The 14,538-nt window shown below is 48.2% G+C and carries 8 protein-coding genes; all 8 read left to right on the top strand.

Annotated features, from left to right (window positions below; all coding sequences use genetic code 11):
- Positions 1-96 precede the first annotated feature (96 nt).
- The gene (locus tag BLX24_RS15380) at positions 97-3,381 is read left to right on the top strand and encodes a SusC/RagA family TonB-linked outer membrane protein (RefSeq protein ID WP_071504039.1); all 3,285 of its coding nucleotides are present in this window, start codon (positions 97-99) and stop codon (positions 3,379-3,381) included.
- 26 nt (positions 3,382-3,407) lie between these two features.
- On the top strand, positions 3,408-5,156 hold the full coding sequence (locus BLX24_RS15385) for a RagB/SusD family nutrient uptake outer membrane protein (protein ID WP_071504040.1): 1,749 nt from the start codon (positions 3,408-3,410) through the stop codon (positions 5,154-5,156).
- Between the two features lie 366 nt (positions 5,157-5,522).
- On the top strand, positions 5,523-8,759 hold the full coding sequence (locus tag BLX24_RS15390) for a SusC/RagA family TonB-linked outer membrane protein (protein ID WP_071504041.1): 3,237 nt from the start codon (positions 5,523-5,525) through the stop codon (positions 8,757-8,759).
- Positions 8,760-8,802: 43 nt separating this feature from the next.
- Positions 8,803-10,539 (top strand): RagB/SusD family nutrient uptake outer membrane protein, encoded by a 1,737-nt coding sequence (locus tag BLX24_RS15395; RefSeq protein ID WP_374755007.1) that lies wholly within the window; start codon positions 8,803-8,805, stop codon positions 10,537-10,539.
- A gap of 130 nt (positions 10,540-10,669) precedes the next feature.
- Positions 10,670-11,116, top strand: a complete 447-nt coding sequence (locus BLX24_RS15400) for an HYC_CC_PP family protein (protein ID WP_071504043.1) — start codon at positions 10,670-10,672, stop codon at positions 11,114-11,116.
- 77 nt (positions 11,117-11,193) lie between these two features.
- Complete coding sequence (locus BLX24_RS15405) at positions 11,194-13,425, top strand: TonB-dependent receptor (RefSeq protein ID WP_071504044.1); 2,232 nt, start codon at positions 11,194-11,196, stop codon at positions 13,423-13,425.
- Positions 13,426-13,430: 5 nt separating this feature from the next.
- A complete protein-coding gene (locus BLX24_RS15410) occupies positions 13,431-14,000 on the top strand; it encodes an AraC family transcriptional regulator (protein ID WP_071504045.1) in 570 nt (189 codons plus the stop codon).
- A 50-nt stretch (positions 14,001-14,050) separates the two neighbouring features.
- Entirely contained in the window at positions 14,051-14,512 is a 462-nt protein-coding gene (locus tag BLX24_RS15415) for a four-helix bundle copper-binding protein (RefSeq protein ID WP_310590782.1), read from the top strand.
- Positions 14,513-14,538: the final 26 nt, after the last annotated feature.

Here is a 14,538-nt window from a genome sequence, read left to right on the forward strand (position 1 = left end):
TGTTAATTTTTGATTATAAATATTTTTCCTAAAATTGTTACAAAATAATATACATTAATTAAAAATAATTTAACTAAATAATCTCCCTAACATCCTATGAAGGTAACTGTATACAAGTTGCTGCAAAGGGTCATGTTCTGCGTATGTATGCTAATCAGCTTACATACACTTGCACAGGACCGACGCATTACCGGGCGTATAACCGGTACCGATGGAGCCGTACCCGGTGCCAATGTTGTTGTAAAAGGTACATCAACAGGAACCGCCACCGATGCAGAAGGCAATTATTCCCTCAATGTCCGTACCGGCGATGCAACTCTGGTTATCTCTGCAATCGGTTTTAAAACAAAGGAAGTTGCAATCGGAAATCAGACAACGGTCAATGTTTCGTTAGACGATGATGTAACGGCACTGAGCGAAGTTGTGGTTACAGGGTATTCAACGGACAGTAAACGCGAAACGACCGGTGCCGTTTCTACCGTGAAGGCCCGTGCACTGCAGGCAACGCCATCCGGAAACGTGGAACAGCAGTTACAGGGCCGTGTTTCGGGGGTAACAGTTATTACCAACGGGCAGCCTGGCACAACGAGTCAGGTGCGTGTACGCGGTTTTGGTGCCTTTGGCGGTAACCAGCCTCTGTACATTGTTGACGGGGTGCCGGTAACATCAACAGACTTCCTGTCGCCGGACGATATTGAAACCACAACCGTATTGAAAGATGCCGCTACGGCATCCATTTATGGTGCCCGTGCTGCCAGCGGGGTAATTGTCTATACCACAAAGAAGGGGTCTAAGACCGCCCGTAAATTGTCGGTTACCTACGATGGGCAATACGGGGCTACTCTGCCTGGTAAAGGCCAGGACATGCTGAATCCGACCGAATTTGCCGACTGGACGTGGCGTGCTTTCCGGAATTCCGGCTATAAGCCAGGTGATCCGGAGTGGACACATCAGCAATTTGGTAGCGGGGCAACACCTGTTATTCCGGATTATCTGATTGTCGGTAATCGTTATGGCGTGACGGGGTCAATTGATCTGGCCGCCGAACGGGCAAAATATAACGTAGATCAGAATGCAGGGCCGATTTATCAGGTTGTAAAAGCAAACAAGCAGGGTACTGACTGGTATGACGCTGTAACACGGGTTGCCCCCATTCAGCGGCATGGCCTCGGATTCTCCGGTGGCACGGAAAGCAGCCGGTATTACATCGGCTTCGGTGCGCAGCGCCAGTCGGGTATCCTGTTATACAATGATTTCTCGCGGTATACCTTCCGGGCAAATACAGAATTTGACCTGACCAAGCGTATCCGTATCGGCGAAAATCTTCAGTTTACATACCGTTCCGTGGTTGGCCAGGGTGGTGCGAATGGCGGTCAGGGGGTAGCAGCAGATGAAAACCAGATTCTGGGTGCATTCCGTATTCCGACTATTATCCCCATTTATGATGAATTCGGCGGGTATGCCGGTACGGCTGCCAAAGGATTTAACAACCCGCGTAACCCGGTTGCCGAGCGCGATAACCTGCGGAATAACAAAGACTTCAACGGCAATGCATTCGGTAATGTGTATATCGAAATTGACCCGATTGATAATCTGACATTACGGAGCAGCATCGGCGGGCAGTATAACAATTACTATGGCGTTGGTTATAACCGGATTCAATACGAAAACTCTGAAAATAACAAGGATTTCGGCTACAACGAGTACGGCGGCTATTCATTTGGGTGGACCGTTACCAACACCATTAACTACAAAAAACGGTTTGGTATCCATAATGTAGACGTACTGGTTGGTCAGGAAGCGCTGAATACCGGGGCCAGCCGTGGCATTTCCGGAAACGGTATCAATCCTTTTGCTCTTGACCCTAATTACATCACGCTCAGCACGGTTTCGGCTACCAACCGTATTGTCGGCAGTAATTACTTCAAAGGCATTAACTTCTATTCGCTGTTTGGCCAGCTGAAATACGCTTACAACGACAAGTACCTGTTCTCGGCGGTTGTCCGTCGTGATGGTTCGTCGCGTTTCGGGGCCAATAACCGGTATGGTGTATTCCCGGCGTTCTCGGCTGCCTGGCGGCTTTCTTCGGAAAACTTTATGAAAGATATGCCGTGGATCACCGACCTGAAAGTACGCGGCGGTTATGGTCTGATGGGTAACTCAAACAACGTGGACCCTAACAACCAGTACAGCTTGTACGGGGCTAATCTTGGTAACTCTGCATACGATATCAACGGCACCAACAACAGTACGTTTGAAGGTTACTACCGGACCCGTATCGGCAACCCGAATGCGAAGTGGGAGACCAGCGTTTCTTCGAACATCGGTTTTGACGGTTCGTTCTTCAACAATCGTCTGGAAGTGATTTTCGACATCTGGCGTAAGGATACCAAAGACCTGTTGTTTCAGGTACCCGTACCGGATGTGATTGGTACGTATGCGGATGCGCCGTTCGTAAATGCGGCGAAAATGCGGAATCAGGGGATTGATTTGCAGGTAATTACCCGTGGTAAGATTAACGGTGAAGTTGGCTATGAAGCAAACATTACCGGTAGTATGCTGAGCAACAAAATTGTTGAACTGACACAGGGGCTGACCTACCTGACGACCATAAACCCTGGCTTCCGGGGCATCAACCCGATCCGCAACCAGTTGGGTTACTCTATTTCGGCGTTCTATGGCTATCAGGTGATGGGCTTGTTCCAGAACCAGGGTGAAATTGATGCTGCCCCGACGCAGGAAGGCGTTACGAAGTCGAAAGATATCACGGCCGAGAACCGTGGGAAACCAACCGGTGTGGGCCGTTTCCGGTATGCCGACCTCAATGGCGACGGGCAGATTACCGCCGACGACCGTACCTATCTGGGCAGCCCGGTTCCGAAATTTACCGGCGGGCTTAACCTGAAGTTTACGTACAGAAACTTCGACATCGAAACGTACATGTATACTTCGATCGGTAACAAGATTTTTAACGTATCGAAATGGTATACCGATTTTTATCCGTCATTTTCAGGTGCCTCTATCAGCGCCCGGGTGAAGGATTCATGGTCGCCGGAGAACCCGGACGGAAAGCTGCCGATTTTCGAATCAGCCTCTAACTTCAGCACCAACACGCAGTCGAACTCATACTATGTTGAGGACGGTTCGTACTTCCGTCTGCAGAATCTGTCGATCGGTTATAATGTCCCTGCCAGCTTACTGGGCCGTCTGAAAGTGCAGCGTCTGCGCGTGTTTGCATCGACAAACAACCTGTTTACAATCACGAAATACCAGGGGCTGGACCCTAGCGTAGGCGGGTCGGCAGATACAAACTTTGGTATTGATGTTGGTAACTATCCGATCACACGGAGTTTCATTGGTGGAATTAGCCTTGGTTTCTGATAACCTGAACTTGATCTGAAAGAAAAATGACTAAAAATATAAAACAGGTGGCTGCCGGAGCTGCGGCTACCCTCATGTTAACCTGTATAGGGTTTGCCTGTAAAGATAAATTTCTGGATATACCGGCAACGGGGCAGCTGGGAGCATCGCAGCTGGCGTCGAAAAAAGGCATTGAAGGGGCCGTCATTTCGGTTTATGCCATGTTGAACGGGCGGTCTGAGCGGCTTGGTTCTTCGTCAAACTGGGTATATGGCAGTATCCGTGGGGGAGACGCCAACAAGGGTACTGACCCAGGCGATTTTTCATCAATTAACCCGATTCAGCGCTTTGAAACCATTCCGACGGGCGATGTGGCAGGTGCATGGCGCGTTAAATACGAAGGTATCAGCCGCGCCAACAACGTACTTCGCCTGCTGGCCAGCGCGGGTCCTGATGTAACAGATGCCGATAAGGCGCGTATTAGTGCCGAAGCTAAGTTTCTGCGGGGGTTCTACTATTTTGAGTTGAAACGCCTTTATAATAACACGCCTTATGTCGACGAATCGGTTGACTACGCGGCTGGTATTGAGAAGGTTAAAAATGATCAGGACTTATGGCCGAAAATTGTTGCGGACCTGCAGGCTGCTTATACTAATCTGCCGGAAACACAGGACGCCGCCGGCCGGGCCAACAAATGGGCGGCTGCTGCTTTGCTGGCAAAAGTCTATATGTATCAGCAAAAATATACTGAAGCCAAGACGTTATATGATCTGATTATCGCCAACGGGAAAACCGCCAACGGTAAGAAATATGCCTTAGTGGCGAAGTATGCGGATCTGTATAAGGCCTCAAACGACAATAACGAAGAGTCGGTTTTTGCGATTCAGGCAGCGACCAATACCGGTGATGCGAATAACGCCAACCCTGAATTTGACCTGAATTATCCGTATAACACCGGTACAAACGGACCAGCCGGTTGCTGCGGGTTCTTTCAGCCAAGTTTCGAACTGGTTAACTCATTCCGGACGAATGCAAACGGGTTACCGTTGCTCGACGGCTCGTATAACGCAGCTGGCAATGAGGTGAAAAACGATCAGGGTATCCTGTCAAGTGCGGCGTTTACACCGGATGCCGGAAACCTCGATCCGCGTCTCGACCACTCTGTTGGTCGCCGGGGTATTCCTTATCTGGATTGGCAGGATCATCCTGGCTATGACTGGATCCGGAAGCAGGATTACGGCGGACCTTATACGCCTAAGAAGTATGTCTATTATCGGGCAGACCAGGGCACTTACCAGCAAAGTAATGGCTGGCACCCGGGATATACGGCCATGAACTACACCATTATCCGGTACGCGGATGTGTTGTTGATGGCGGCAGAAGCTGAAGTAGAAGCAGGATCATTGACCAAGGCACTTGAGTATGTAAACATGGTCCGGAAGCGGGCGGCTAACCCGGCGGGTTATGTGACAAAAAATAATGCGCCGGCGGCCAAATATGTAATCAGTGAATATCCTGCTTCGGCGTTTGCTTCTAAAGAAGCAGCCAGAAATGCTGTTCGTTTTGAACGTAAACTGGAGCTTTCCGGCGAGGGCCACCGTTTCTTCGACCTGCTGCGTTGGGGAGTTGTGGAAGCCAGTGTCAATGCTTACCTGTCTTATGAAGGGCAAAAGCTGCCGGTTGCTTTAGGTAGCGCACGGTTTACACCCAATCAGGATGAATATTTACCGATTCCGCAAGCGCAGATTGACTTGCAGGGGAAAGACGTTCTGAAACAGAATCCAGGGTATCAATAAAACAGGGGAATATTAGTTTTGTACAAGAAGGGGACAATTTGTCCCCTTTTTTTTTGTCCATTTGTTACTGTATACATTATCTGGTGAATAAATAGTTTATTTCTTATTAGTAAATAATTTGTAAAAAAATAAATACATAGTTTTCATGTTTTCCTATCATGAGTATGCACTAATAAATATAGGAATAGTTATAATGGTAAAATATCTGATTTACAGTGTTTTATGTATATGATTCGTGCTGTTTGTGATAAAATTGTATTATATCGGTAACTAGTAGTACTAAAAAAAATGTTAAAATTATTTTATGGTATTACAGAATTGATATAAAATTGAGTCGGTTTCAAACTTAACAATCCCTTAACAACTATGAGAGCAAAACTTTACAAGTTATTGCCATCTGCTTTGTGGGTAGGATTTATGCTATTTCTTAGTATAAGTGCCTTTGCCCAGGAACGCCGGATTACCGGTAAAGTTAGCGGTCCCGATGGTGCAGTGCCGGGTGCTAACGTTGTGGTGAAAGGCTCGTCAACAGGGACAGCCACGGATGCCGAAGGGGCATTCACATTAAATGTTCGGGGAGATAACCCTGTTTTAGTAGTTTCTGCAATCGGTTTCAAGAGCCGTGAAGTATCGGTCGGAAATCAGACTAATCTGTCAATTCGTCTGGAAGATGATGTTACCGCGTTGAGCGAAGTAATCGTAACAGGTTACTCAACGAGTAACAAGCGTGATGCGACAGGTTCAGTGGCAACGGTCAAAACAAAAGACCTTACTGCAGTACCATCCGGTAACGTTGAACAACAGCTTCAGGGTCGGGTTGCCGGTGTAACGGTCATTGCAACCGGTCAGCCGGGTGCCGCCAGCCAGATTCGGGTACGTGGTTTTGGTAGTTTTGGTGATAACCGTCCACTGTATGTTGTTGATGGTATCCCGACACAGAACATCGATTTTCTTGCTCCGGACGATATTGAGACTACAACCGTACTGAAAGATGCCGCGTCGGCTTCAATATACGGTGCACGTGCAGCCAGTGGTGTAATTGTTTACACGACGAAAAAAGGTTCACGCAATGCCCGCAAGCTGAACGTAACGTATGACGGTCTATATGGTGCAACTGACCCTGGTAAAGGCCAGAAGATGATGAACCCGACAGATTTTGCACAGTGGACTAATCAGGCATACATTAACTCAGGACAGACATATGCTCACCCGCAATTCGGAACATTAGGGCCAGGTAAAACGGCTGTTATTCCTGATTACATTAACGTCGGTGGCCGTTCGGGTGTAGTGGGTACAGTTGACCTGGCAGCTGAAAAAGCAAAGTATAATGTTGACCCAACTGCCGGTTCTATCTATCAGGTAGTAAAAGCCAACCGGGCGGGTACAGACTGGTATAAGGAGATTACGCGCGTAGCACCGTTGCAGCGCCACTCACTGGGCTTCTCAGGTGGTACAGAAAACAGCCGGTTCTACATTGGTCTGAATGCGCAGAATCAGGGAGGGATCCTGAAATACAACGATTTCAAGCGGTATAGCTTCCGGGCAAACTCTGAATTCGATATTTCGAAGAAAGTACGCATTGGCGAAAACCTGCAGTTTACATACCGTTCAACCAACGGAGCTATCGGAGATAACGGTGGTTTCGGGGTATCAGATGACGAAAGCGTAATTCTGTCGGCTTTCCGTATGCCGTCAATCATTCCGGTATATGATGAGTTCGGCGGGTATGCCGGTACGGCTGCAAAAGGGTTTAACAACCCGCGTAACCCGGTTGCAGAACGTGACGGGGTCGCCAATAACCGTGGGTTTGGTACTAGTGGCTTCGGTAATATCTACGTAGAAGTTGATCCTATTCCCGGCTTGACGTTACGCAGCAGCATTGGCGGGAGCTACAGCAATTTCTATAACTGGAGCTATGGTCGTTTACAGTATGAGAATTCAGAGAACAACTCGGCCTTCAGCTATAATGAAGGAGGTGGATTTGGCTTTGCATGGGTGTTGACAAACCAGGCTACTTATTCAAAACGGCTTGGCTTCCATAGCGTAAAAGCAATTGTTGGTCAGGAAGCACTGAATGATGGTAGCGGTAAAAACATTTCCGGTAACGGTTTGAACCCATTCTCGACAGATCCTAACTACATTACATTAAGTACCGTATCTGCCAGTGGAAAACAGGTAAACTCCGGCTATTTTAAAGGGGTTAACTTCTACTCGGTATTCGGGCAGGTAGAGTATAACTTCAACGAGCGTTATTATCTGACAGGTGTTGTTCGTCGCGACGGTTCATCCCGTTTCGGTGCCAACAGCCGGTATGGTGTGTTCCCTGCGTTCTCGGCTGCATGGCGCGTATCGTCAGAAAGCTTCATGAAAGATATTCCGGCCGTTTCTGACCTGAAAATCCGTGGTGGCTATGGCACAATGGGTAACTCAAACAGTGTTGATCCGAATAACCAGTACAGCTTATATGCGGCAAGTGTTGGAGCATCGGCTTATGACATCAATGGTACGAACTCAAGTGTTGCGGAAGGATATTACCGGACACGTATCGGTAACCCGGATGCGCGTTGGGAAACGGCTGTAACGAAAAACCTGGGTATCGACATCTCCCTGCTGAACAACCGCTGGGAAGCCAGCATTGACTTATGGCAGAAAGATACCCGTGACCTGTTGTTCCAGGTACCTATCACAGCAACTGCCGGTCCTCGTGCATCTGCTCCGTCGGTTAACGTTGCTAAAATGCAGAATAAAGGTCTGGATATCTTAGTGACAAACCGTGGCAAAATCACCGGTGACTGGAACTATGAAGCGACTCTGACTGGTACGTTCCTCAAAAACACAGTGAAAGAACTGGCCAATGGTCTGACGTATATTACGTCAATTAACCCTGGCTACCGTGGTATTAACCCGATCCGTAACCAGCTGGGCTATTCACTGTCAGCCTTCTACGGTTACAAAGTGGTTGGCCTGTTCCAGAATCAGTCAGAAGTAGATGCTGCTCCTCAGCAGGATGGTAAAGGTGTTGGCCGTTTCCGCTACGCTGACCTGAATGGTGACGGCAAAATCACGGCTGATGACCGTACGTATCTGGGTAGCCCGGTTCCTAAATTCACAGGTGGTTTCAACTTTACCGTTCGCTATAAAGGGTTTGATCTGAACGCATACATGTATGCTTCAGTTGGTAACAAAATCTTTAACGTATCGAAGTGGTTTACTGATTTCTATCCATCGTTTGCCGGTGCAGCCATCAGCGAACGCGTGAAAAACTCCTGGACTCCTCAGAACACAGGCGCTACTATTCCGATCTTCGAAACAGCGTCTAACTTCAGTACAAACACGCAGTCGAACTCATTCTATGTAGAAGATGGTTCATACCTGCGCTTCCAGAACCTGTCAATCGGTTATAACATCCCGGCTAATGTATTGGGTAAATTAAAAGCCAACCGTCTGCGTATCTCTGCTTCGGTGAATAACCTGGCCACCATTACTAAATACCAGGGTCTGGATCCTGCCGTCGGTGGTAATGCCGATACACAGTTCGGTATCGACGTAGGAAACTATCCGTTGACCCGTAGCTGGAACCTGGGTATTAACCTCGGCTTTTAATAGAAACACTTAACCGTTTTATCATAAAAGAAATCTTATGAACATGTCATTAAAAACAAAAGCGGTGGTGGCATCACTTTCTCTGGCAGCCATTGTTTTTGCTTGTAAAGATTCATTCCTGGATGTTCCGCCCACAGGGCAGATCAGTAGTGCTCAGCTGACATCCAAAAAAGGCCTGGAAGGCTCTCTGATCTCCGTATATAGCCACCTGAATGGTCGCGAATGGCGTATGGCTTCTGCTACAAACTGGGTTTGGGGCAGTATCCGGGGCGGGGATGCTAATAAAGGTACTGACCCTGGTGACTTCAGTGATATTAACCCGATCCAGCGTTACGAGTATCTGTCAACGCAGGGCGTATTACTGGAATCATGGCGTGGAAACTACGAAGGTATCGCCCGGGCAAACAGTCTGCTGGCCTTGATGCCTAAGGCAACTGCCGATGTGTCTGCGGCGGATAAAACACGGATGACCGCTGAAGCACGTTTCCTGCGTGGTCACTATTATTTCCAGCTGAAACGCAACTTTGGGAATACACCTTACGTTGACGAATCCGTTGATTACGGTACCGGTATTGAGAAGGTTAAAAATGATGCTGACCTTTGGCCAAAAATCGAAGCTGACCTTAAGTTTGCTTATGATAACCTGCCGGAAACGCAATCTGCTGTAGGGCGTGCCAACAAATGGGCTGCTGCTGCTTATCTGGCAAAGGTATATCTGTATCAGAAAAAATACAGCGAAGCAAAAACGCTGTTTGATCTGGTAATCGCTAACGGTAAAACGTCCGGTGGTAAAAAATACGGTCTGGTTGCCAAGTACGGCGATGTTTTCAGAGCATCAAACGATAACAACGAAGAGTCGATCTTTGCTATCCAGAATGCAGCGAACACGGGTTCGGTTAACAACGCCTTCCCTGAGTTTGATCTGAACTACCCATACAACACAGGTCCTAACGGTCCGGGTAACTGCTGCGGGTTCTTCCAGCCAAGCTTCGAACTAGCCAACTCATACCGTACCAACGCCAATGGTCTGCCTTTGCTGGATGGTTCATACAACAGTGCTGCCAATGCCCTGAAAACGGATATGGGTCTGGACTCAAAAACAGCCTTTACACCGGATGCCGGTAACGTTGACCCTCGCCTTGACTGGGCTGTTGGCCGTCGTGGTATTCCGTTCCTCGACTGGCAGGACCACCCTGGTGCTGACTGGATCCGTAACCAGCCAAATGGTGGCCCGTACTCGCCGAAGAAGTATACATACTACAAGTCTGACGTAGGTTCATTACAGGATAACAGCTCATGGACACCTGGTTATACCGCGCAGAACTTTACGATTATCCGTTTTGCCGACGTCCTGTTGATGGCTGCCGAATGTGAGGTCGAAGTAGGTTCACTGACGAAGGCATTAGAGTACGTAAATACGGTACGCCGCCGGGCCTCTAATGCGGCAGGTTTCGTAACAAAAGGTGGCGCTCCTGCGGCAAAATATGTGATCAGCGAGTTCCCTGCATCTGCATTTGCCGAGAAGGCTTCTGCCCGCGCTGCTGTACAGTTTGAGCGTAAGCTTGAATTATCAGGTGAAGGCCACCGCTTCTATGACCTGGTACGTTGGGGAACGGCCAATACAGAAGTTAACAACTACCTGACCTACGAAAGCAAACTGCTGACCGGTGCATTGGGTGGCGCCAAGTTTACTCCTAACAAGAATGAGCTTCTGCCAATTCCGCAGGATCAGATCGACTTGTTAGGTAAGGATGTTCTGAAGCAAAACCCTGGCTATTAAGCCCAAACATAATTTTTGCTAGTCAGATATAAAATGGGTTGTCGGGCGTTAGCCGCCTGATAACCCATTTTGTTTTTTTATGAGGTAACTACTTGTTTATTTGAAAATGAGCCCATACTTTTGACCCATCATGAAACGTGCACTCAAAAATATAGTCTGTTTACTAATGGCCTGCATTGTACTGATCAGCAGTACAGGGTTTGGCTTGCTGGAACATACTTGTCAGATGCGCGGAAAAAAAGTGCAGCTAATCGGGCTCCATGATCCGGCTTGTAAAGGCTGTCCTGCCGGGCAGGGAGCTCATTCAGACGGAAAGACAATAGTCAAAAAAGCAGACTGCTGTAAAGAAGAGGCCCGTTTTGAAAATGTAGATATTACTTCTTCGCTAAGCCAGCTTTTTGCGAAATTTCTGAAATCCGTTGCTGAGGCGGTAACCGTTGCTGTTGTATCGGTTATAACGTGGCTGTTCAACTGGATTTATGACCGGGAAGCCGATGCTGCGCTCATCTTACCCAATGCTCCTCCACCTGCCTATGGCCGCGCTTTATTAGCCATAGTACAGCGTTTTCTCCTATAAACCGATAAGTTTCTGTCAGACTGCCGATACCGTTCCGGTATGGGCTATATCTATTGTTTTACAGTTTACTTATCATCATGCGATTTTTATTATTTTTTATGTGCCTGAGCGCCTCTGCGGCATTCGGCCAGGTTGTTCGCGGTCGCGTGACCGAACAACTCAATAATAAATTAACGCCGTTAAACGGCGCTACTCTACAATGGGCGGGCACGTCTACAGGGGCGGTTACAGACTCCACCGGTAATTTTACCGTACCTAAACCTGAAAATTCAAACAAGCTCATAATCAGTTACATTGGCTATCGGACAGATACCATCAGCGTTGGTTCTACAGAACAGTTTCTGAATATTACCATGCGGCAGGAAGCCACCCTTCAGGAAGTTACGGTTTCCGGTGGTTCAACCACCATTGATCAGATCAATCCGATCCATACGGAGGTGTTAACAACCCGGACGCTGGCAAAAGCCGCTTGCTGTAATCTATCAGAAACATTTGAAACCAATGCGTCTGTCAGCGTCTCATACGCCGATGCCGTAACGGGAGCAAAACAAATACAGTTTCTGGGCCTTGGCGGACAGTATGTGCAAACCAACGTTGAGAATATTCCGACAATCCGCGGTCTGGGCACAACCTTCGGGCTGAATTTTGTGCCCGGAACATGGATCACGTCGATTGATGTCGGCAAGGGCGCTGGCTCAGTCGTAAATGGCTATGAGGGTATGACCGGTGCCTTGAATGTGGAACTACAGAAGCCGGATTTTCGCGCAGAAACGCAAAAGTCGCAGTGGCTGCTGAACGGCTATGTCAACTCCTTTGGCCGGGTCGAAGGAAATGTCAACTTTTCCAGAGCGCTCAATGAAAAATGGAGTGTCGGAGCGTTGGGACATGTGAGTGCACTACGGACTAAAATAGACCAGAACGGCGACAATTTCATGGATTTGCCGATGTACCGGCAATACAATGGGATTAACCGCTGGAAATATACCAGTGAGCGCTGGATGGCTCAGTTTGGGGTTAAGGCACTGTATGAAGACCGGACCGGAGGGCAGCTGACGGCGCAGAACGGTAATCCGCTCTATCAGTTTACAAACGAAACCAAACGCATTGAAGCGTTTTCAAAACTGGCCAGGCTGTTTCCGGATAAACCCTATAAAGGGCTGGGCTTAATTATCAGTGCGCTCAATCATGATCAGAAGGCTGTTTTTGGGTTTAAGCCGTACGCGGGGGTGCAGCGATCAGTATACGCCAATCTGATCTATCAAACCATTATCGATAATACAAATCATACGCTAAAGGCAGGGGCAAGTTATCTGCTGGATAACTACAACGAACAATTTGGAAATACCCCGCTCCCGACGAACCGGACAGAGTCAGTGGCAGGGGCGTTTGCCGAGTATGCTTACACCGCATCAGAACGGCTCGCGATTGTGCTGGGTAACCGGGTCGACTATCATAATCTGTTTGGCTGGCAATGGACACCGCGTATGCATGCCAAATACCACATTCATGAGATGCTGACGCTGCGTTTCTCCGTCGGCCGTGGCTGGCGGGTGCCTAATTTGCTGGCCGAAAACTTTGGCTATCTGGTAAGCTCGCGTTCTGTAATTTTCCGTGACAAGCTGCAACCCGAAGTTTCATGGAACATAGGCGGGAGTTTAACGTACGAATTTCTGCTGTTAGGTAAAAAAGCCAGTTTTATTACCGACTATTACCGGACCGATTTCCGGAATCAGCTGATTGTGGATCTGGAGCATCCGCAGCAAATTAATTTTTATAACCTGAGCGGACGTTCCTACGCGAATAGTTTTCAGGCTGAACTAAACTATGTTCCGATCAAACGGATGGAAGTAAAAGCCGCTTACCGGCTTTTTGATGTGCGGCAGAGCATGGGCGCACCGTTAGGAGAGAGCGTGTTGCTGGAAAAAATGATGATCAGCCGCGATCGGATGCTGGTCAATGCAGGTTATGCCTTGCCATATGATAAATGGAAATTTGATGCAACGCTGCAATGGAACGGCCCTAAACGGATACCTTATATGGCGCCGGGTTATGTGCATGACAGTTACCGGACTATGCCTTTGAGTGTCACTCCGGGCTTTTATAACCTCAATGCACAGGTATCGAGAGGCTTCAAAAGCGGATGGGAAGTGTATCTGGGTGGAGAGAACCTGACCGGTTTCCGGCAAACAAATCCGATTATGTCGGCCGCAAATCCGTTCGGGCCTAATTTTGATGCCGCCTCCCATGTATGGGGACCGGTGACGGGCAGCGTTGTCTATCTTGGCTTCCGGTTTAAACCACAAACCTGACGGGTATGACGACCATACAGATTAAAAACATGGTGTGCAACCGCTGCAAACGGGTGGTTCAGGAAACCCTGGAAAAGCTTGGCTTTACCGTACTGTCCATTGATTTAGGGCATGCAGAAATTGCAGACTGGCCGTCCAGACTTACAGTAACCGACCTCAGAACGGCATTGCAGAACGAGGAGTTTGACCTGATTGATGACAAGCGTCAAACGTTGGTTGAACAGACCAAGGCATTACTGATTTCTGAAATTCAGCATCAGGTAACTGAAAAAAAAGAAGCTGAAAATTTCTCTGCTTTTCTGGAACGCAAGCTAGGGTATGATTACTCATACCTGAGTCATCTCTTCTCCTCTTCAGAAGGGCAGACGCTGGAAAAATATATCATCGCCCTGAAAATTGAGAAAGTAAAGGAATGGCTTCAGTACGGAGAGATGACCCTGAGTGAGATTGCCTTTAAGCTGGGGTATAGCAGCTCCCAGCATCTGTCTACTCAGTTCAGGCAATTGACGGGCTTAACCCCGGGGCAGTTCCGGAAGACAGATAATGCCATCCGGCAGCCGCTGGATCGACTGTAGAAAGCCGGAATCCTATACATTGAACCTGAAATTCTGTACAGAAACATTGATTGGATGACGATAGCTTTGTATTCGTGATTGGCCGTAAGCTTAATTTGTGGCAAAAAAGTAAGCGGCTGGTTGCCAAAGAAGTTAATAGGAAAACGATCAATGTTATGGAAACAATGCAACACAACCAGACACACGCAGACACTTGTTTTGCCTGCGTTGAAGCCTGCGAACGCTGTCTCACGGCTTGCCTTGAGATGGGCGCTTCTGACAGCAAAGGGCACAACATGACTGCCTGTATGAAATTATGCCGCGATTGTGCTGATTTCTGCATGATGTGTGGCCGGCTGGATGCCCGCGGTTCTGCTTTTTCAAGCCAATTTATGGCCCTTTGCGCCGATGTATGCGACGCCTGTGCTGAGGAATGTGAGAAACATGCCGCCCATCATGCCCACTGTAAAGCATGCGCAGATGCCTGCCGCGCCTGTGCTGAGGAATGCCGCAAAATGGCAGGAACAGATTAATGTAAATAGTTGTTTTTCAGTTTAAT

Origin of the sequence: Arsenicibacter rosenii (assembly GCF_001870735.1) — a bacterium.
Lineage (GTDB): Bacteria > Bacteroidota > Bacteroidia > Cytophagales > Spirosomataceae > Arsenicibacter > Arsenicibacter rosenii.

Bases quoted from the DNA above. Each gene is read 5' to 3' on its own strand.
- BLX24_RS15380 (WP_071504039.1), top strand. From the start codon at position 97: ATGAAGGTAACTGTATACAAGTTGCTGCAAAGGGTCATGTTCTGCGTA.
- BLX24_RS15385 (WP_071504040.1), top strand. From the start codon at position 3,408: ATGACTAAAAATATAAAACAGGTGGCTGCCGGAGCTGCGGCTACCCTC.
- BLX24_RS15390 (WP_071504041.1), top strand. From the start codon at position 5,523: ATGAGAGCAAAACTTTACAAGTTATTGCCATCTGCTTTGTGGGTAGGA.
- BLX24_RS15395 (WP_374755007.1), top strand. From the start codon at position 8,803: ATGTCATTAAAAACAAAAGCGGTGGTGGCATCACTTTCTCTGGCAGCC.
- BLX24_RS15400 (WP_071504043.1), top strand. From the start codon at position 10,670: ATGAAACGTGCACTCAAAAATATAGTCTGTTTACTAATGGCCTGCATT.
- BLX24_RS15405 (WP_071504044.1), top strand. From the start codon at position 11,194: ATGCGATTTTTATTATTTTTTATGTGCCTGAGCGCCTCTGCGGCATTC.
- BLX24_RS15410 (WP_071504045.1), top strand. From the start codon at position 13,431: ATGACGACCATACAGATTAAAAACATGGTGTGCAACCGCTGCAAACGG.